Raw genomic sequence first — 20,869 nt, forward strand, 5'->3', positions numbered from 1 at the left:
CGGGGGCTGCGGCGAACGCGGCGAGCAGGTCGGCGACGCGGGCCGCGACGGCGGCGGCCGTCTCGGGCGCGACGAGGTCGGCGCGGTGGTTGACCGTCATCGTCAGGGCGTCCTCGCCCGGCGCGACGGTGAGGCCGAGCGGGAAGTGCGTCGCGTCGCGCGCGCCGAGGCCGACGACCGACAGGCCGCCCGCGCGCAGGGTCGAGGCGTCGCCCGTGTAGTTCTCGAACGCCAGGAGGGTGTCGAACAGGGTTCCCGTGCCCGCCGCGCGCTGGACGTCGGCCAGGCCCAGGTGGTGGTGGTCGAGCAGGCGCGCCTGCTCGTCCTGGACGCGCTGGGCGAGCTCGCCGAACGTCTCGAACGCGGTCACCCGCACCCGCACGGGCACGGTGTTGACGAACAGGCCGACCATGTCCTCGACGCCGTCGAGGTCGGCGGGACGGCCGGACACCGCAGCGCCGAAGACGGCGTCCGAGGAGCCCGTCAGCGAGCCCACGACGAGGCCCCAGACCGTCTGGACGACGGTGTTGAGGGTGACGCCCAGGCGGGCCGCGGTGACCGCCAGACGGCCAGGCAGGCCCTCGGGCAGGGTCACGGGGAGTTCGGTGACCTCGCCCGCCTCGGCCGTCGCGGGGGCCACGAGAGCTGGCGCGGAGATCCCGCGCAACGCCTCACGCCACGCGGCGGCGGCCTTGTCGGCGTCGCGCGCTTGCAGCCACACAAGGTAGTCGCGGAAAGGCCGGCCCTGCGGCGGGGTCTCCCCCGCGTAGTGGGCGAAGACCTCCCGCAGCAGGATCGGCATCGACCAGCCGTCGAGCAGAAGGTGATGCGCGGTGACGATCAGCCGGTGCGCTGCCGGACCCGTCGGAACCAGGGCGAACCGGATGAGCGGCGGCTCGGCCACGTCGAACCGACGCGCCCACTGGGCGGCGAGCGCGGCGTCCGGATCGCCCTCTACCAGCTCGAACGGCACATCCACGTCGGACGGGATGAACTGGACGGGCTCGTCGAGGTCCTCGTACCAGAAGCCGGCCCGCAGGTTCGGATGCCCGCGCAGGACCGAGCCCAGCGCGTCGCGCAGCCGTGCGGCGTCGAGGTCGCCGGACAGGTCAAGGTACGACTGGACGGTGTACACGTCGCTCGCGTCGTCGTACAGGGCGTGGAACAGCAGTCCCCGCTGGAGCGGCGACAGCGGGTAGACGTCTTCCAATGCCGACTCGGTCACTTGCGTCTGCTCCTCAGCATGGCTTCAAGACGGTCGATCTGCTTCTGGCCGAGGGAGACCAGCGGCAGGTCGGACGGGGTGCGTCCGCCTGCGGCGGGTGCCTCGGCGTGCCGGGCCAGCGCGGCGAGCGCGGCAAGCCACTCCTCGCCGAGCCGCCTTACGGCGTCCTCGGCGAGCAGCGCGGCGGGCCAGGACAGCTCGATCCGCAGCCCGGTCCCGGCCACGGCCACGGCGTCGATCTCCAGCGGATAGGGGGCGGGAAGGTCGGGGTGCGGGGACGCGGAGACCGCGTCGGCCTCCCGCGCGAACGGCCAGTGCAGCGCGGACGACGCCGCGGGGTCCTGGCGTCCCCGGTAGTTGAACAGGATCTGGGGGCGTGCCTCGGCGGCGAGCTCGGCGGCGGCCTGCGGATGCAGGTGGCGCAGCAGCCCGTGGCCGAGTCCCGGAACCGCGCGGACCTGCTCCTTGACCCGCTTGACGAGTTCGCCGGCGGCCCGTCCCCCGGACGCGGCGTCGGCCTGGTCGAGCCCGTCAAGGTCGAGGCGGACGGGGTGCACCGAGGTGAACCAGCCGACCGTGCGCGACGGGTCGATCCCGTCAAGGGGCTCGCGGCCGTGGCCCTCCACGTCGACCTTCAGCCACGGGGCCCCGCCTTCACGCCAGCGGACGACGGCGAGGGCGAGTCCCGCAAGGAGGGCGTCTTCCGCGCCGCAGTGGAACAGCTGCGGGATCTTCGTGAGCAGGGTCTCGGTAGCGGGCTCAGGCAGGGTGAACGCAAGGCTCCGGACCGTGGACGCGGTGTCCCGCGCGGGGTCGGGGGCCTCGGACGTAAGCCGGGCGTCCGCCTCGGCGAGCGTCTTCCAGTGCGCAAGGTGTACAAGCCGTTCTGGCTCGTGTGCCTCGGCCAGAAGGCGGTGCGCCCAGGCGCGGACGGAGACGCCCGGCTCCGGCAGCACCGGAAGCCGTCCGGACGCCACGGCCTCCCACGCCTCGCGCAGGTCCGGCAGCAGAACGCCCCACGAGACGCCGTCGACAGCGAAGTGGTGGATCGAGAGCAGAAGGCGTCCGGGGGCCTGACCCGCGTCGAACCAGACGGCCTGGACCATGGTCCCCGCGTCCGGATCGAGCCGGTCGGCCGCGACCTCGGAGGCCGCCGCGATCACCTCGCGCAGCCGCTCAGGCCCGGCGTCGGACACGTCAACCCGATGCACGATCTTGGCGGCGTCGACGGTACCCGCGGCCGGGACGCGCAGCGTCCACTGCCCGCCCGGCCGCTCAAGCCGCGCCCGCAGCACGTCGTGCCGGTCGAGCAGCGCCTGTACCGCCCGCGTCAGCGACGCGAGGTCGGCCCGCACCGGCGTCCGCACCAGCACTGACTGATGGAACCGCGTGACGGGCCCGTCGAATCCGCGCAACCAGTGCATGACGGGCGTTGCGGGCACCGTGCCCAGCGCGCTGACGGCAGGGCCGCCCTCGCCCGCGTCCGCCACCACGGTCGCGACCCCCGCGAGCGCCGCGGGCGTCCTGTGCTGGAACACGTCCTGCGGCGTGATCCCCAGCCCCGCCTTACGCGCCCGCGCGACGACCTGGATCGACAGGATGCTGTCCCCGCCCACCGCGAAGAAGTCGTCGTCGGCCTCCACCCCCTCGACCTCCAACACCGCACAGAACACCCCAACCAACACCCCGACCCTCTCCCCCACCCCAACCCCACCCAGCACCCCGCCCGCACCCACACCCGACACCCCGGCCTCCGCACCCACAACACCCGAGGCGCGGCCATAGCCGTCACCCTCCACGACTCCAGACTCAGCCGCCTTCCGCGCCCCCCGCGCGTCCCCATACAGGGACGCGCCGTGCGCGCGCGGCGTCGCAGCGCGAACGGACGCGCCCTCGGCATCCGGGGTGTCATGACCCGCACCACCTCCAACCCCAACAGCACCCTGCGCGTCCCCATACGGGCTCGTGCCGTGCGCGCGCGAGGTCACAGCAGCGGCAGCCCTGGCCTCGACGTCCAAGGCGTCATGACCCGCACCACCTTCAACCCCAACAGCACCCTGCGCGTCCCCATACAGGCTCGTGCCGTGCGCGCGCGGAGTCGCAGCGGCGGCGGAAGTGGCGTCGGCGTCCAAGGCGTCGTGACCCGCACCACCTGCAACCCCAGCGGCACCCTGCGCGTCCCCATACGGGCTCGTGCCGTGCGCGCGCGAGGTCGCAGCGGGGGCGGCCGTGGCGTCGGCGTCCGAGGGGCGGCTGTGGGCGGCGTCGCCCAGCGCTCCGGGCGTAGCCGCGTTCCGCGCGTCCCCGTAGGGGGACGTGTCGTGTGTGCGCGGCGTGGCAGCGGACGGGGAGCTGGGGCGGGCGCTTCGCGGGGTTCCGGAGGGGGGCGTGGCGGGGGTGGGGCGGCGGCGGGGGCGGGTCGGGCGGGCAGGGGCGGGCAGGGCCTTGCGGTCGAGTTTGCCGTTCGGGCTGAGCGGCATCGCGTCGAGCACGACGAAGTCGTCGGGCACCATGTGGGCGGGCAGCACCGCCGCGAGGTCCGCGCGGATCGCGGCGGCGTCGGCGAGCCGTCCGTTCCCGACGAGGTAGGCGGCGAGGCGTCCGGAGCCCGGCCCGTCGTAGCGCGCCATGACGGCGACATCGGCGACGTCGGGCCTGGCCCGCAGCACCTCCTCGATCTCGCCGAGCTCGATCCGCAGGCCGCGCAGCTTCACCTGGTGGTCGGTGCGGCCGAGGTACTCGAGCTCCCCTTCGGCGTTCCAGCGCACAAGGTCGCCGGTCCGGTACATCCGTTCCCCCGCGCCCCCGTACGGGTCGGCGACGAACCGCTCGGAAGTGAGCGCGGGCCGGGCGAGGTACCCATGCGCGAGCTGAACGCCCGCAAGGTACAGCTCTCCGGGCACCCCGACGGGCACCGGCCGCAGCCGGGTGTCCAGCACCCGCACCCGCGTGTTCCACACGGGCCGTCCGATCGGCACGCTGCGCGCCCCGTCCCTGAACGGCCAGTACGTGACGTCCACGGCCGCCTCGGTAGGCCCGTAGAGGTTGTGCAGCGGCACGGGCAGCACGTCGTACAGCCCCTGCGCGGTGTCGGCGGGCAGCGCCTCCCCGCTCGTGAACACCCGGCGCAGGCTCGTGCAGGAGGCGACGCCGGGATCGGTGAGGAACGCCTTGAGCATCGACGGCACGAAGTGCAGCGTCGTGACCCCGGCCGTCCTGATCAGCTCCACAAGGTAGGCCGGATCCCTGTGCCCGCCGGGCTCGGCGAACACCACGGACGCCCCCTCACAGAGCGCCCAGAAGAACTCCCACACCGACACGTCGAACGTCGCGGGCGTCTTCTGCAACACCCGGTCATCCGCGCTGAGCCCGTACTCGCCCTGCATCCACCGCAACCGGTTCACGATCGCCCGGTGCGGCACCACAACGCCCTTGGGCCTCCCCGTCGACCCCGACGTGAAGATCACATAAGCGGCGCCCTCCGCCACGAGATCCCGCTCCGCGACGGCCGCGAACCCCGCCGTCCAGAGCACAACCCCCTCGAGCACCCCCGCGCGACCACCGGCGACGCCACCCGCTCGCTCGGCGCTCCCCACTCGCCCGTTCGGCGTGGGTGTTACCGGGGTGGTGTGTTGCCGGAGAGTGAGTGTGGTGTTGCTTTGTGGAGTGGTGGAGGTGGCTGTTGGGACAGGAGTGAGGTTTGGGGCGGCGGGTAGTTTCGGGGGTGCGAGGAGTGCGGCGGGTGCCGCGTCTTCGAGCATGGCGGTGCGGCGGGCGGGCGGGTCTTCGGGGTCGAGCGGCAGGTAGGCGGCTCCGGATTTGAGCACGGCGACGAGCGCGGTCATCAGCTCCAGCGAACGCGGGAGCGCGACGGCGACGATCCGGCCGGGTCCCGCGCCGTGGGCGCGCAGCGTGGCGGCGAGCGCGTCGGCACGGGAGTGGAGTTCGCGGTAGGTGAGGGAGGTGTTCTTGTAGGAGACGGCGACGGCGTCCGGGGTCCGGCGGGCCTGCTCGTCCATCAGGGCGACGAGGGTCGTGGCGGGCACGTCGTGGTCGGTGGCGTTCCATACGCCCTCGATCGCGGCGCGCTCGTCGCCGGTCAGCGCGTCGGCGGCCGCGAGCGGGGCGTCGGGTGCGGCGAACAGCCGGGCCGCGAGCGCCTGGAGGCGGTCGGCGAAGCGTCGGGCGGTCGTCGCGTCGAAGCGTGACGCGGCGTAGATGAGGTTCAGTTCGGTGGCGGTGTCGGTCTCGCGAAACCCGAAGGCGAGGTCGAACCGCGCGGAGGTCTGCGCGTCCTCGACAAGGCGGGTGCGCGCGCCGAACAGCGCGGTGTCGTCGCCGGTGTCGCGGTGGTGCATGACCATCACCTGGAAGAGCGGGTGGCGGCCGGGAACCCGGTCGTGGCCCGCGAGGTCAACGAGTCGTTCGAAGGGAAGATCACGGTGGTCGAGAAGAGCAAGTTGTTCGGCGCGGACCCGTCCGACGAGGTCGGCGAAGGTGCCGTCCTCGGTGAGCGGGACGCGCAGCACGAGCGTGTTCACGAACAACCCGACGAGGTCGTCAAGCGCCTCGTCGGTGCGGCCGGAGACTGGCACGCCGAGCGGGATGTCAGTGCCCGCGCCGAGCCTGCCGAGCAGCAGCGCGGTCACCGCCTGCCACACCATGAACCGTGTCGCGCCGGTGGCCCGGGCGATCCGCGCCGCGCCCTCGTGCAGGTCGGCCGGGAGCGTCACCCGCACGGCAGCGCCGGAGGTGTCGGCGGCGGGCGGGCGGGGCCGGTCGGCGGGCAGTTCGAGTTCTTCCGGCAGCCCGGCCAGACGCCCGGTCCAGAACCCGGTCTGCCGGTCGGCTTCCGCGCCGTCGAGAAGAGCTGCCTGCCAGGCGGTGTAGTCGGCGTAGGAGACCGGCAGGGGCGTCCAGGAGGGCGCGGTGCCCGCCTTGCGGGCGGCGTAAGCGGTGTCGAGGTCGCGCAGCAGCACGGCCTGGGACCACTCGTCCCCGGCGATGTGGTGCACGACGACGGAGAGCGTGAAGGAGTCGGAACCGTGAACGTAGAGCGTGGCCCGTACGGGCGCCTCGGCGGCGAGCGCGAAGGGCGTCGCCTCGTCTGCGGCGATGAGCGCGGCGGTCGCGTCGGCGTCGGCGGTGACCAGGCGCAGGGCGGGCCCCGCGGGGAGCACGTCCTGGTAGGGCACGCCGTCGACGTCGGGGTAGAGCGTGCGCAGCGCCTCGTGGCGGCCGACCACGTCGTCCCAGGCCGCGCCGAGCGCGGCGGCGTCGAGTGCGCCGTCGATCCGCAGCGTGAAGGGGATCGCGTAGTCCGTCGCCGCCTCGTTCAGGCGGTGCAGGAACCAGAGCCTCGCCTGGGCCGGGGACAGCGGGATCCGGCCGCCCCCGCGCTCGGCGGGCACGAGCCGGGGCCGGTCGGCGAGGGGCGTCGCCGCCCGTCGTGCGAGGGCGGCGGGGGTCGGCGCGGCGAACAGGTCGCGGATCGCCAGGTCCGCGCCGAGCGCGGCGCGGACCCGGGAGACCAGCCGGGTCGCCAGCAGCGAGTGGCCGCCGAGCGCGAAGAAGTCGTCGTCGGGGCCGACGGGGGTGCGCAGGATCTCCGCGAAAGCCGCGGTCACCAGCTCCTCCCGCACGTCACGCGACGAGCGGGTCCCGGCGGGCGCGTCGGAGGGTTCGGGCAGCGCGGCCCGGTCGAGCTTGCCGTTGACGTTGAGCGGCAGGTCAGCGAGCGGCACGAGCGCCGAAGGCACCATGTGCGCGGGCAGCTCGGCGGCGAGCGCGTCGCGCAGCGCGCCGGGCTCGAGGGCGGTGCCCGGCTCGGGCACGGCGTACCCGAGCAGGCGTCCGTCCCGCACGATCACCGCGGCGCGGGCGACGCCTGGCAGTGCGGCGAGGGCGCTCTCGACCTCGCCGGGCTCCACCCGGAACCCGCGGATCTTCACCTGGTCGTCGGTCCTGCCCAGGAACTCAAGTCGGCCGTCGGCACGCAGCGCGACAAGGTCGCCGGTCCGGTACATGCGCGCCCCGGGCGGCCCGGAGGGGCAGGCCACGAACCGTTCGGCGGTGAGCCCGGGCCGGCCGAGGTAGCCGCGCGCCATGCTCGCGCCGGAAAGGTACAGCTCACCGGGCACCCCGGCGGGCACGGGCCGCAGCCAGCGGTCGAGGATGAGCGCGCGGGTTCGGGCGACCGGCCTGCCGAGCGAGGGCTCCGCGTAGGCGGCGAGGTCCGCGCCGAGCGCGTCGACGGTGTACTCGGTCGGGCCGTAGTAGTTGTGCGCGGTGACGCCGCTTTCGGCGACCCGCCGCCACATCTGCGCGGGCACCGCCTCGCCGCCGAGCAGCAGGAGTGTGGGCGGGGCCTTGTCCAGCAGGCCCCAGGCGAGCAGTTCGGCGGCGAACGTCGGGGTGACGTCGATCGTGTCGATCCCGCGCGCCGCGCACAGCTCGACCACGGCCTGCGGGTCGCGCCGCGTGGCCTCGTCGAGCACGTGCAGCTCGTGGCCGAGCACGAGCGCGACGAGCTGCTCCCAGGAGGAGTCGAAGGCGAACGACAGCACGAGCGCGGCGCGCAGCCTGCGCCCGCCGACCGCGCGCGAGGCGCGGTGGAGCACCGTCGTGCGCTGCTGGTCGGCGAAGTTGGCGAGCCCGCCGTGCTCCACGAGCACGCCCTTGGGCCGCCCGGTCGAACCGGAGGTGTAGATGACGTAGGCGAGCGAGCTCTTGTCGGGCAGGATGCCGGGATCGACGGGCTCGTGCGCCTCGAGATCGGCGAGCACGACGACGTCGAGGCCGGTGAACCCGTCGAGCGCTGCGGTCTCCGCGACCGTGCACAGGGGGGCCGCGTCGTCGGCCATGAGCCTGAGCCGGTCGGCCGGGTGGTCGAGGTCGAGCGGCAGATAGGCCGCGCCGGTCTTCAGCACGCCGAAGATCGCCGCGACCGTCGCGATCCCGCGCGGCAGCGCCAGCGCGACGATCGTCTCGGGTCCCGCCCCGCGCGCCGCGAGCCCTGCGGCGATCCGGTCGGCGCGCCGCCCGAGCTCCCCGAACGTCACCCGCTCACCCCCGCACACCACAGCCACCTCGTCAGACAACACCCGCACCCGCTCCCTAAAGAGCGTGACAACATCCCGCGGCACGCCCCCTCCAGGCAACAACCCCCCGCTCCCAGACACCTCACCCGTCTCCACGGCAGCCGCCACAGTCCCACCCCGACGCACGGCCCCCTGCCCACCAGACCCAACGAACTCCCCGTCCAGCTCCACAGCGGCCTGCACAAACCCACCAGACTCAACGGGCTCCCCGCCCAGGTCCACGGGCTTGACGGGCTGACTGCGGCGCGTGGGGTCCTGCCCGGCAAGTTCGAGCGGGTCGGCCGTTCCGCGGTGCGGGCCGTCGGCGTGGGACTGCGGCTTCTGCGGGGTGGGGGCCGGGCTCTGCGCGGGGCTCGGGCGGTCGTCGGTCGGGTGGAGGGGCAGGTGTGGCGCGGTGTTGAGGAGGTCGAGGAGGGCGTGTTCGGTGGGGGTGCGGAGATCCAAGCGGGCCGGGGTGAGGGCGTCGTCGGCGAGGAGCGCGGTGAGCGCTTTAGTGAGGCGGGCGGCGAGGTCGGCGGCGGTGCCCTCGGGCAGCAGGTCGGGGCGGTGCTCCAGGATGAGGCGCGGGTCGTCGCCGGGCAGGACCGTCAGGGACAGGGGGTAGTGGGTCGCGCCGCGGTTGCCGATCCCGTCGACGCGCAGGCCGCTGCGCGCCGCGAGGTCAGCGCCCGCCGGGTAGTTCTCGAAGACCATGAGGGTGTCGAACAGGCCGCCGGAGTGCCCGGAGGCCGCCTGGATCTCGGCGAGGCCCAGGTACTGGTGGTCGAGCAGGGCGGCCTGCTCGCGCTGGAGCGCGGCGAGCGAGACGGGCAGCGGCAGCGCCGGGTCGAGGCGGACCCGCACCGGCACCGTGTTGCTGAACAGGCCGACCATCTCCGCGACCCCGTCGAGGTCGGCGGGGCGGCCCGAGACCGTCGTGCCGAAGACGACGTCGGTGCGGCCCGTCACCGCGCCGAGCACGAGCGCCCACACTCCCTGCACGACGGTGTTGAGGGTGAGGCCGTGGCGGCGCGCGTAGTCGGCGAGCGCCCGGCCGGGGAAGCCGAGCGTCAGCTCCTCTGGCATCGCCGGGGCGGCCCCGGCGGCGTCGGGGGCGAGCAGCGTCGGCCCGTCGAGGTCGGCGAGGGCCTCCCGCCAGGCCGCCGTCATGGTCGCGGCGTGGCGGCGGTCGAGCCACTCGAGGTAGTGGCGGAAGCTCCGGGCGGGCGGCAGGACCGCGCCCCGGTAGGCGTCCATGAGCTCGCGCAGGAACGTCGGCGTGGACCAGCCGTCCATGATCAGGTGGTGGCTGGTGAGCATCAGCCTGTGCCGGTCGGGGCCGGTGCGCACGAGCAGGCAGCGCAGCAGCGGCGGCCGCGCCGGGTCGAACCTGTGGGTGAGCTCGGTGCGGGCGGTCTCGGCGAGGACGGCGGCGACGGCCTCGGCCGACAGGTGCGAGAAATCGGCCTCACGCCAGTCCGGGGTGACCTCGCCGTGGATCAGCTGCAGCGGCCGGGCGACGCCGTCGTGGACGAAGGCGGCGCGCAGCCCGTCGTGCCTGCGCAGCAGCGAGCCGAGCGCGCCGCGCAGGGCCGCGGCGTCGAGCGGGCCCGCGAGATCGAGGCTGACGAGGGAGGTGTAGACGTCCTGCGCGTCGGGCGCGTAGGCGGCGTGGAAGAGAAGGCCCTCCTGGAGCGGCGAGAGCGGAAGCACGTCCGTGACGCCGGGGTGCGCGGCCTGGAGGGCGTCGAGTTCTGCGCGGCCGAGCCGCGCGAGCGGCACGTCCGAGGGGGTGAGGCCGCCCGCGTCCGGCTGGGCGGCGTGCGCGGCGATCCCCTCGAGTGCCCGGTGCCAGGCGTCGGCGAGAGCGACGATGTCGTCCTCGGCGAGGACTCCGGCCGCCCAGGTGAAGTGGGCGCTGAGGACGGGGCCGTCGGGGCCCTCGTTGGCGAACACGTTCACTTCGAGGGGGTGCGCGGCGGGCGAGGCGGGGTCGGTCCGGACGGTGAAGGCGTCGCCGTCCGGCGCGGGCGTGAAGTACGCGCCGTCCTGGCCCGCCGTGAAGCGGCCGAGGAAGTTGAAGAGGATCTGCGGAGCGGGCAGCGGGGCGAGCCTTGCCGCGCCCTCAGCGTCGAGGTGCCGCAGCAGTCCGAAGCCGATGCCGTTGTCGGGCGTCGTCCGCAGCGCCTCCTTGGCGCGCTTGACGGCCTCGCCCGCGCCCGCGCCGCCGCGCAGCGCTCCCGCGGCGTCGATCCCGGCGAGCGGGAGCCGCACGGGGTACTCGCTGGTGAACCAGCCGGTGGTCCTGCCGAGGTCGGCGGGCCGCTCCCCGGCGGCCTGCTCCTCGCGTCCGTGCCCCTCGACCTGGACGGCGAAGTCGTGGCGTCCGGTGCGGGCGGCGACGGCGAGGCCGAACGCGCCGAGCAGCACCTCGTGCGTTCGGGCGCGGAACACCGCGCCGACACCGCCGAGCACCCGGCCGCTCAGCTCCGCCGGGATCTCCCGGACGAGCGTGCGCGCCTGCCCGAGGGTGTCGCGCGCCGGGTCGAGCGCGCGCGCCGCGAACGCGGGCGCGGCGTCGAGCGCGGCGGCCCAGTGGTCGAGCTCGTCGCGCCGGTCGGCGGCGCGCTCGGCGAGGGCGCGGGCCCACGTCCGCAGCGGCGTCCCCACAGGCTCGAGCCGCACGGGCTCATCCCGCCCGGCCTGCTCGAACGCGCTCCGCAGGTCAGGCAGCAGAATCCGCCAAGAAACCCCATCGACGGCGAGATGATGCACGACAAGAGCAAGCCACCCTCCCGCGTCGCCGCCGTCCCCCCAGACGGCCTGCACAACGATCCCCGCCGCCGGATCAAGCCTGTCGGCGGCCGCCTCCAGCACCTCCTCCCGCTCCGCCGACGCCTCAACCCGCCGCAACACACCCGCCGCGTCAACACTCCCCACCCCCCGAACCTCAAGCCCCCAGCCGCCCAACCCCAACCCAAACCCACGCCCAACCCCAAAGCCCCCACCGACCTCCGCCCCGAAACCACGCTCAGATCCAAAGGCACCACCGGGCGCGAACGCGCGCTCGAGGCCGTCGGGACGGCCGAGCTCCAGCGCGGACGCACCCTCGGGACCGGACGAATGGCCAGGTTCCGGCGCATAGGCACGCTCGGGCCCGGAGGAGTGGCCGGGCTCCGGCGCGGACGCGCGCTCGGGGACGGAGGCGTCCCCGAGGTCAGAGGCGTGCCCGGGGTCGGAGAAGTGGTCGGGGTCAGAGGCGTGTTCGGGGTCGGAGGGGTGGTCAGGCGTGGAGGTGTGCTTGGGGTCGGGAAGGAGGCCGGGGGCGTGGTCGGGGTTGGAGGGGGTGGGGGGGCCGAGGGGGCCGGCGGGGTTTATTCCGCCGGAGCCCTCGGCTGTGCCGTCCCGGTCGGTGGGGGCGGCGGTCCGGCGCGGGAGTGTGGCGGATCCCATTGCGCCGGGGGCCTGGGTGGAGAGGGGAACCGTGGTGAGGCGGAGCGAGTCGTGGTGGTCGAGGAGGGCCTGGAGGGCGCGGGTGAGGCGGGCGGCGTCGGTGGCGGGGACCGGGACGACTACCGCCTGGCTGTAGCGGGCGGGGACGGGGCCCTGGTCGCGCAGCCACGCGGTGATGGGGGTGTGCGGGACGGGCCCGAGCGCGTCGGCCGGGTCCGCCGCCTCGGTCGGCGCGTCGGCGCGCGCGACGAGGGCGACCGCGGCGGCGGTCTTGTGGTCGAACAGGTCGCGGGCGGTGATGGTGAGCCCGGCCCGTCGGGCGCGTGTCGCCGCCTGGATCGCGGAGATGCTGTCACCGCCGAGCGTGAAGAAGTCGTCGTCCGCGCCGACCCGGCCGAGGCCGAGCACCTCGGCGAAGACCGCGCACAGCGTCGCCTCGCGCGGGGTGCGCGGGGCGCGTCCCGTCGCGCTGAACTCCGGCTCGGGCAGGGCCCGCCGGTCGATCTTGCCCGCGGGCGTCAGCGGGAGCTCGTCAAGCACCACGAACGCGGCGGGCACCAGGTACGCGGGCAGCCTCTCGGCGAGCACGGCGCGCACCGCCGCCACATCGATCCCCGCGCCAGAGCCGGGCTCGTCGCCAACGGAACCGGCCCCGGCGTCTACTCCCGCGTCCGCGCTCGCGGTGGCGGCGTGAGCCCGGCGCTGGGCCGGACGATCGGAGAGATCGACGGTCTCGGAGGGAGGGGCGGCGGGGGTGATGTAGGCGACGAGGCGGCCTTCCTTGGCCACCACGAGGGCGCGGGAGACGGAAGGGAACGCGGTGAGGGCGGATTCGACCTCGGCGGGCTCGACCCGGTGGCCGCGGATCTTGACCTGGTGGTCGAGGCGGCCGAGGAAGGTCAGGGGGCCGTCGAGGGTGCGGCGGACCAGGTCGCCGGTGCGGTACATCCGGGTGCCGGGCGGCCCGTAGGGGTCGGCGACGAACCGCTCGGCCGTCAGGGAGGGGCGGCCCAGGTAGCCGCGCACGACGCCGGGGCCCGCGAGGTAGAGCTCGCCGAAGTTGCCGGGAGGGACCGGGCGGAGGGCCGAGTCCAGAACGCGGGCATATGTCCCAGCGATGGGTGCGCCGACGGACGGGGCCTCGGTGTCGGCGACGCGCGCGCCGAGGGCGTCGACGGTGTACTCGGTCGGCCCGTAGTAGTTGTGGGCGATGACGTCGGAGGCCGCGCGGAGCCTTGTCCACAGGTCGGGGGTCGCGGCGTCGCCGCCGATGAGCAGGAGGACGGGCGGGGCCGTCTCGAGCAGGCCGGCGTCGAGGAGCTCGAGGGCGAACGCGGGCGTGGTGTCGAAGACGTCGTAGCGGCCCCTGACGAGTTCGGCGGGCTCCTTGCGGGCGTCCTCGCCGACGATGTGCAGTTCGTGCCCGAGGAACAGGAAGAGCAGCGCCTCCCAGGAGGAGTCGAAGGAGAACGAGAACGTGTGCGCGACTTTCAGCGGCCGCCCGGCGCGCCGGGCCGCCTCGGCGAAGACCGTCGAGGCGTGGTCGTACAGGAGGTTCGTGAGCCCCCGGTGCGGGACGAGCACGCCCTTGGGCCGCCCGGTCGAACCGGAGGTGTAGATGACGTAGGCGAGCTGGTCGGGGCCCGGCGCGTCGGGCAGCGGCGCGGCGTCGAGATGGGCCGCGTCGGCGACGGCGACGGTCGCGAGCCCGTCGGGCAGCGCGAAGCCTGGGCCGCCGACCGCGCACACGGGGTCGGCCTCGGCGAGCATCGCGGCGACGCGGTCGGCGGGCTGCGCCGGGTCGAGCGCGAGGTAGGCCGCGCCGGACTTCAGCACCGCGAGCAGCGCGACGACGAGGTCCGCCCCGCGCGGCAGCGCCAGCGCGACGATCCGCTCGGGCCCCGCCCCCCGCTCACGCAGCAACCGCGCAAGCCGGTTCGCCCGCTCCTCGACCTCCCCGAACGTCAACGTCGCGTCCTCCGCGACGACCGCCACCGCCCCCGCCCGCCGCCCCGCCCACCCCTCAAACACCCGCGTAACAGCCCCACCGACCACGGCTACGGCCGCAGCCTGCTCCCGCAGGTCAACACCACCGAGCCCAGCCACTCCCGCAGCCTGCGCACAAGCGTCAGCACCGCCGAGAAGGGGTGCGTCCGCAGGCCGCGCGTGCGGGTCAGCACCACCCAGCCCAGGCGCTTCCACACCCCCCGCGCGCGGGTCAAGACCGCCGAGCCCGGGTGCGGCCGTGGCCTCCGCGTGCGGGTCGGCGCTGCCGAGCACGGGCGCTTCCGCTCCCTGCGCGCGCGAGACAGCACCGCCGAGCGCGGGTACGGCCGAAGGCTGCGCGCGCGGGTCAGCGCTGCTGAGCGCAGGCGCTTCCACGCCCTGCGGGTGCGGGTCAGTAGCGGCGAGCGCGGGCGCGGCCGTGGCCTGCGGGTGCGGGTCGGCGCTGCCGAGCGCAGGTGCTTCGGCGGCCTGCGGGTGCGGGTCAGTACCGGCGAGCGCGGCGGCGGCCGCAGGCTGCGCGTGCGGGTCGGCGCTGCTGAGCGCGGGCGCTTCCACGCGCTGCATGCGCGGGTCGGCGCTGGCGGGCGCGGGGGCGGCCGTGGACTGCGGGTACGGGTCGGCGCTGGCGGGTGCGGGTGCTTCGGTGGCCTGCGGGTGCGGGTCGGAACTGGCGGGCGCGGGGGCGGGCGCGGGGGCGGGCGCGGGCGCGGGATGCGGGTGTGGGTTGGTGGGGGCGGGGGCTTCTGCGGTTTCTGGGTGGGGGTTGGTGCCGCTGAGGCCGGGGGCGGTTGTGGGGTGGGTAGGGGGGTGGGGGTGGGGGGGGTCGGAGGGGAGGGTTGTGTCTAGGTGGCCTAGGGGGGCTGTGGGGGTGGTGGCGAAGGACTCTAGGAAGGTGAGGAAGCGGAGGGATTGGGTGTGGAGGGAGGTGGGGGTGTGGGAGGCGGGGTTGGCGTCGAACTCGAAGGAGAAGGCGCCGGCGTGTTGGTAGACGGTGAGTTCGAGGTCGTCGACGGGGCCCGCGGCGAGGTTGCGGGCGTGGCCGGTGGCGTCGGCGAAGCGCAGGGCGTAGTCGAAGGGCTTGATGTTGATGCAAGGGCCGGTGAGGGGGGTGTCCGCGCCGACGAGTCCGAGGTCGCGTTGCAGGTCCTCGCTGCGGTAGCGCTGGCGGCCGCGCACGAGGGCGACCTGGAGGCCGGTCTCGCGGGCGAGCTCGGCGGGCGTCGCGGCGTGGGAGATCGCGACGCGGACGGGCAGCACGTTGACGGCCATCGCGGGCACCCGGGCGGAGCGGGTGCCGAGCCGTCCCATGAACGGCATGCCGAGCACCGCCTCGTCCGCGCCGGTGACGCGCTGCGCGTACGCGGCGAAGGCCGCGGTCACCAGGTCGGCCCAGGTGACCTTCGCGGTCTTGGCCGCGGCCTGGATCGCGGCGTTGAGCGCGTCCGACGCGGCGACGCGCTCGCGCAGGAACACGTGCGAAGCCGGCGCGGGCCTCTCGGCGAAGGGCAGGGGGTCGGCCGCCCCGCCCCGGTACGCGGTCCAGAAGGCGCGGTCGGCGTCCCGGTCGGCGGAAGCGGCATAGGCCGCCTCCTCCTCGAGAAGCTCAGCGAGCGGGTGGAACGGGCAGGGCCCTGCCTCGACGCCCGAGATGTCCGCTGTGTACAGGTCCGCGACCCGCCGCGCGATCAGGTTGACCGAGTACCCGTCGGTCACGAGGTGGTGGTACCGCTGGAACCACACGTGCCGGTCGGCCCCGAGCACGAACACCTTCTGCCCGACGAGTCCGTCGCCGGTCATGTCGACGGGCCGCAGGAGTTCGGCGCGCATCCGCGCGTCCGCTTCGGCCATCGGGTCGGCGTAGCCGGTGAGGTCGACGACCTCGGGCGCGGCGGGCGTGACGGCGTCCGGGATCTGCCGTGGCCCGGCGGGCGTCTCGGTGAAGCGGACGCGCAGCGCGTCGACCTCGCCGAGCACCCGCCGGACCGCACGGGTGAGGGCTTCGACGTCCAGCGCCCCGCGCACCTCGACGTACTGGCTGACGTTGAAGCCGGGGTGCGAGGGGTCGATCCGCTGGGCGAACCAGACTCCGCGCTGGGCTCCGGTCAGGGGCAGGGAGGTGCCGGACATCTTGGCCTTTCTCGTGATTCGGTGGCGTCGCTACCGGCTACAGGCCCTGGAGGATCTTCTCGATCTGGCCCAGGACGGCCGTCATGGTCGTGTAGCGGTCGGCGTAGCTGAAGTCGATTCCGTGCACCTGGCTCGACTTCGCGGCGGGCAGGAGCTTGAAGGAGCTGGAGTTGAGCATCTCCGTGGTCTCCGGGGTGAACTCGCCGCCTGACCTGCCGATGAGGATGACGTCGGCGTCGTTCAGCTTGGACAGGTTCTCCAGGGACTCCTCGGTCTCGTGCGTCTCGGTGGAGGAGGACGCCTGGGAGAACGCGCCGCCGAGGTCGTCGACGACCTGGCCGATCCACGAGGTGCGGGTGCCGAGGTAGTAGTTGCCGCCGCCGTAGGTGGAGACCACGGTGAACTTCTTCTTCAGCTGCTCGGGGTACTTGCCCTTGATCTCGGTGATCTTGGCGTCATAGGCGTCCTTGAGGCCCTTGAGCTGGTCGCCCTTGCCGACGGCCTCGGCGATCTTCTCGGCCGACGCGACGAGGTCGCTGGGGGCCTTCACCTCGAAGTACAGGGTCGGGGCGATGGCCGACAGCTTGTCGATGGGCCAGCCGAAGTCCGCGCCCTCCACGATGATGAGGTCGGGCTGGACGCTCGCGACCTTCTCCAGGTTGATCTGGTCGCCCGCGCCGATCTCGGTGATGCCCGCGCCCGCGGCCTGCTGCTCGGGCGTGAGCTCCAGGGGCTCCTCGATCTTGGTGGTGCCGACGGGGACGACCCCGACGTCGAGCAGCGCGCCGGTCGCGTAGTTGATGCCGACGATCTTCTGCGGGTCGGCGGGGATCGTGATCGAGCCGTTGGTGGCCTCGACCACGCGGGTCGTCGGCGCCTGCGACGACGGCGCGGCGTCGGGCTCGTCGGAGCCGCCGCAGCCGGTGAGGGACAGCGCCGCGACGGTCAGGGCGGCGACGAGCAGCCTCGGTCTGCGGAACGGGGGGACGGGGGATCTCATGATTCTCCTGGGGGATGGGGATCGGGTCGGGAGACTCAGGCGGTGCGGGCCCAGCCGAGGCCGTCGGCCGAGGGGACGAGGCCGTCGGGGAGCAGCGGGTTCTCCTTGGTGGCGGTCCCGAGGACGCCGCGCCGCTGGATCTCGTTCATCTCCTGCATGACGTCGCCGACGACCGGGACACCGAACAGGTGCCGCATCCGGGAGCCGGTTTCCGTCGTCATGTCGCCGGTGGCGTCGGCGGCGGCCTCGAGGGCTTCGGCCGACGCGCGGAACCTCGCGACAAGCTTCTCGGAGTCGGTCAGCGCGGTCTCGCCGGAGGCGACGCCGCCGACGAGGGTCACGAACGACTCCATCGCCGAGGTGTCGAAGGCGGTGACGCTCTTGGCCTTCCAGAAGTAGCTGTCCTCGTTGCCCTGCATGTCGTAGAAGGCGCTGAGGAACTCGTAGAACACCTTGTACTCGCGGCGGTAGCGGCCCTCGAACTCGCCGAAGGCGGCGGCCTCCTCGAGGTCTCCGGCGAGCACGCTGTTGATGGAGCGCGCGGCGAGGAGCCCGGCGTAGGTGGCGAGGTGGACGCCGGTGGAGAAGACGGGGTCGATGAAGCACGCGGCGTCGCCGACGAGCGCCATGCCGGGCTTCCAGAACCGAGTGTTGGCGTAGGAGTAGTCCTTGCGGACGCGCAGTTCGCCGTAGACGCCTTCGGTGACGCGGGTGGCCTTCTCGCCGAGGAGGTCCTTGACGATCGCGGTGCGGTCGATGAAGCCGTGCAGGGCCTTCTCGCGGGCCGCCTGGTCGCCCTGGATCTCCCTGACGCGCTCGCGGCTGATGACCGCGCCGACGCTGGTCAGGGTGGGGCTGAGCGGGATGTACCACATCCAGCCCTCGTCGAAGGCGGCGCACAGGATGTTGCCGCTGTCGGGCTCGGGCATCCGTCCGGCGTTCTCGAAGTAGCCGAACAGGGCGAGGTTCTGGAAGTGCTCGGAGTAGATCCGCTCGCCGCCGACGTGGCCGCTGATGCGGGTCTTGTTGCCGGACGCGTCAACGATGTACCTGGCGGCGATGTCGTGGACGGCCCCGTCGTCGTCGGTGTACCGCACGCCGGTGACGCGTCCGCCGTCCTCCACGACCTCGCCGACCTGGACGCCCTCGCGCACCTCGACGCCCTTGGCCTGGGCGTTGCGCAGCAGGATCTCATCGAACTTCATGCGTTCGACCTGGTAGGCGTAGGAGGTCGGCCCGGAGAGCTCGGGGGCGAGGGCGAACAGGAAGTTCCAAGGCACCGGGTTGGTCCCCCACCGGAAGCTTCCACCGCGTTTGCGGGTGAATCCGGCCTTCTCCATCTCCTCCTCCGCGCCCAGAAGCCGGCAGATGCCGTGGACGGTGGCCGGGAGCAGCGACTCGCCGATCTGGTAGCGCGGGAACGTCTCCTTCTCCAGAAGGAGCACGCGATGTCCGCGCAGCGCGGTGAGGGTCGCGACGGTGGAGCCGCCGGGCCCGCCGCCCACGACGACGACGTCGAACTCTTCGGTAGGCATTGCTCTCCTTGGGGGGTCGATCCGCGCGGGGATCAGCGGTTGAGGAGCTCGAACCACTGGGTGACGGTGGGCTGGTCGGCGAGGTCGACGAACTCGATCCGCGCCCCGTCGGCGCGCCAGCGTTCGACCAGCGTCATCAGCCGGATGGAGTCCATGCCTTGGTCGATGAGGTGGGTGTCGTCCTGGATGTCCGCGGGGGTGACGTACAGCACCTCGGCAACGTCGGCGCGGATGCGATCGAGCGTCAGCGGAGCGTCCGCCATCGTCTCTCTCCTAGGTCGCTAAGGGGGTTGGGCAGGCCCAGAACGATCACACAGGGCCCCGTGAAGGTTAGGTAAGGCTTGCCTAACAATGCCCAGCGGACCTTCGCATGTCAAGACGCCCTCAAGCCTGTTCCCGTCAGGCTTGACGGCCACACACGATCAGACTCAAGATAGGCAAGCCTAACCTTACTAAGGCGAACCTAACTACCCTGAGGAGCGGGCGATGGTGGCGGTAGTGAGCGGAGCCGGCGGCGGTATCGGGGCGGCCACCGCCCTCGCGCTCGCCCGCGCCGGACGCACCGTGGCGGCCCTCGACCGGGACGCCGACGCGCTGCGCACGGCGGTCGCGGAGATGCGCGCCGAAGGGCTGCCCGTCGAGGCATACCCCGCTGACGTGTCCGCGAGCGCCGAGGTCGAGAAGATCTTCGACGAGATCGAGACACTACACGGGCCGGTCGACGAGCTCGTCAACGTGGCGGGGGTGCTGCGCGCGGCCCAGGTGGTGGACACCACCGACGAGGACTGGGCCGCGACCTTCGCCGTCAACACCACAGGCGTGTTCGTGCTGAGCAGGGCCGCCGCGCGCCGGATGACGCCGCGCGGGGCCGGCGCGATCGTCACCGTGTCGTCCAACGCGGGGGGCGTGCCGCGCGCCGGGATCGCGGCGTACGCGGCGTCCAAGGCCGCGGCCACGCACTTCACCCGCTGCCTCGGCCTTGAGCTGGGCCCGCACGGCATCCGCTGCAACACGGTGTCGCCGGGCTCCACCGAGACCCCGATGCTGCACGCGCTCGGCGGCGACCCCGTCGCGGGCGACGCTCAGGTCTTCCGCACCGGCATCCCGCTCGGCCGGGTCGCGCTGCCCTCCGACATCGCCGACGCCGTCCTGTTCCTGCTGTCGGACCAGGCCAGGCACATCACCATGCACGACCTCTACGTCGACGGCGGCGCGACCCTGCGCGCCTGACGGGAACGGAAACCCCCTTGAGCATCCTGACGCAGTCCGACCCCGACCTGGATCTGCTGGCCGGCTACCGTCCGCACGGGTCGTTCTTCTTCCGGTCCCCCCGGCACACCCTGCTCGCCCAGGGCGTCCACGCGACGGTGCCGAGCTGCAACGCCCACGACCCGGTGACCACGCTCTCCCGGGTGCGCGCGACGCTCGACGCGGCGGCCTCCTCCGGCCATCCGCGGCCGATCGTGGTCGGCGCGCTGCCGTTCCACGGCGCGACGCCCGCGCGGCTGACGGTCCCCGGGACGGTCCGGTGGGCGGGTCCGCGCGCGGCGCGGCCGGAAGTGGACACCGAGCCGATCTCGTTCGCGACGGTCAAGCACGTGCCCGAGCCCGAGGAGTACATGCGCGGCGTCTCGACGGCGCTCTCACGGATGCAGGGCGGGCCGCTGGAGAAGATCGTCCTGTCCCGCTCGGTGCGGCTCCAGGAGGTGCGCGGCGCGGACACCACGGCGCTGCTGCGGCGTCTTGTGCACAATGATCCCGAGGCGTACGTGTTCGCCGCCGACCTCCTCGGTGGCCGCGTCCTGCTCGGCGCGTCCCCCGAGCTGCTGGTCCGGCGCTCGGGCGCGCTCGTGTCGTCGTTCCCGCTCGCGGGTTCCGCGCCGCGCCTTGTCGACCCGGCCTTGGACGACGCCGCGGGCCGCGCCCTCCTCGGCTCGGACAAGGATCTGCGTGAGCACGCCGTCGTCGTCCGGGCCGTGGCCGAGGCGCTCGACCCGTTCTGCGCCGAGCTGACCGTGCCAGAGGAGCCGTCGCTGGTGCGGACCGCGACGATGTGGCACCTGGGCACCGAGATCACCGGCCGCCTCGCCTCCCCCGAGACCTCCTCGCTGCACCTGGCGATGGCGCTGCACCCGACGCCCGCGATCTGCGGCACCCCGACCGCGCTCGCCCGCCGCACGATCGGCGAGATCGAGGAGTTCGACCGCGGCTTCTACAGCGGCTCGGTCGGCTGGTGCGACGCCTCGGGCGACGGCGAGTGGGCGGTGACGATCCGCTGCGCCGAGGTGTCCCCGTGGGAGATCCGGCTCTACGCGGGCGCGGGCATCGTGCCCGGGTCCACGCCGGAAGGCGAGCTCGCCGAGACCAGCGCCAAGTTCCGCACGCTGCTGCGCGTCCTCGGCGTCGACCGCGACCTGTGACGCAGGGACCGAGATCGGAGACC

General features: G+C 73.7%; 7 protein-coding genes (1 of these 7 running past the window's edge). 2 read left to right on the forward strand and 5 right to left on the reverse strand.

Annotated elements, in window-relative coordinates; all coding sequences use genetic code 11:
- The 5 genes in view from R9X44_RS09855 to R9X44_RS09875 are tightly spaced (at most 37 nt apart) and all read right to left on the reverse strand, a layout consistent with a single transcriptional unit that may run on beyond the window.
- Positions 1 to 1,225: the beginning of a non-ribosomal peptide synthetase gene (locus R9X44_RS09855; protein ID WP_319813728.1), read on the reverse strand. The gene continues 8,666 nt to the left of window position 1, outside the view; 1,225 of the gene's 9,891 nt are visible here — the first part of the coding sequence; its start codon is at positions 1,223 to 1,225; its stop codon lies beyond the left edge, outside the window.
- Entirely contained in the window at positions 1,222 to 15,891 is a 14,670-nt protein-coding gene (locus R9X44_RS09860; RefSeq protein ID WP_319813729.1) for a non-ribosomal peptide synthetase, read from the reverse strand. Before R9X44_RS09860 ends, R9X44_RS09855 begins: the two co-directional genes overlap by 4 nt.
- Before the next feature lie 37 nt (positions 15,892 to 15,928).
- Positions 15,929 to 16,891 carry an ABC transporter substrate-binding protein gene (locus R9X44_RS09865; RefSeq protein ID WP_319813730.1) on the reverse strand — a complete coding sequence of 321 codons (963 nt, stop codon included), beginning with the start codon at positions 16,889 to 16,891 and terminating at the stop codon, positions 15,929 to 15,931.
- Between the two features lie 35 nt (positions 16,892 to 16,926).
- Positions 16,927 to 18,426 (reverse strand): tryptophan 7-halogenase, encoded by a 1,500-nt coding sequence (locus R9X44_RS09870; protein ID WP_319813731.1) that lies wholly within the window; start codon positions 18,424 to 18,426, stop codon positions 16,927 to 16,929.
- 32 nt (positions 18,427 to 18,458) lie between these two features.
- Complete coding sequence (locus R9X44_RS09875; protein ID WP_319813732.1) at positions 18,459 to 18,689, reverse strand: phosphopantetheine-binding protein; 231 nt, start codon at positions 18,687 to 18,689, stop codon at positions 18,459 to 18,461.
- Between the two features lie 223 nt (positions 18,690 to 18,912).
- Between R9X44_RS09875 and R9X44_RS09880 the strand changes: the two genes are divergently transcribed.
- The gene (locus R9X44_RS09880; protein WP_319813733.1) at positions 18,913 to 19,656 is read left to right on the forward strand and encodes a 2,3-dihydro-2,3-dihydroxybenzoate dehydrogenase; all 744 of its coding nucleotides are present in this window, start codon (positions 18,913 to 18,915) and stop codon (positions 19,654 to 19,656) included.
- Positions 19,657 to 19,673: 17 nt separating this feature from the next.
- Entirely contained in the window at positions 19,674 to 20,846 is a 1,173-nt protein-coding gene (locus R9X44_RS09885) for an isochorismate synthase (protein ID WP_319813734.1), read from the forward strand.
- Positions 20,847 to 20,869: the final 23 nt, after the last annotated feature.

The organism is Actinocorallia sp. A-T 12471, from assembly GCF_033875155.1.
GTDB lineage: Bacteria > Actinomycetota > Actinomycetes > Streptosporangiales > Streptosporangiaceae > Actinocorallia.

Excerpts from the sequence above, each read along its gene's own strand:
- R9X44_RS09860 (WP_319813729.1), bottom strand. The coding sequence starts at position 15,891 with ATGTCCGGCACCTCCCTGCCCCTGACCGGAGCCCAGCGCGGAGTCTGG.
- R9X44_RS09865 (WP_319813730.1), bottom strand. The coding sequence starts at position 16,891 with ATGAGATCCCCCGTCCCCCCGTTCCGCAGACCGAGGCTGCTCGTCGCC.
- R9X44_RS09870 (WP_319813731.1), bottom strand. The coding sequence starts at position 18,426 with ATGCCTACCGAAGAGTTCGACGTCGTCGTCGTGGGCGGCGGGCCCGGC.
- R9X44_RS09875 (WP_319813732.1), bottom strand. The coding sequence starts at position 18,689 with ATGGCGGACGCTCCGCTGACGCTCGATCGCATCCGCGCCGACGTTGCC.
- R9X44_RS09880 (WP_319813733.1), top strand. The coding sequence starts at position 18,913 with ATGGTGGCGGTAGTGAGCGGAGCCGGCGGCGGTATCGGGGCGGCCACC.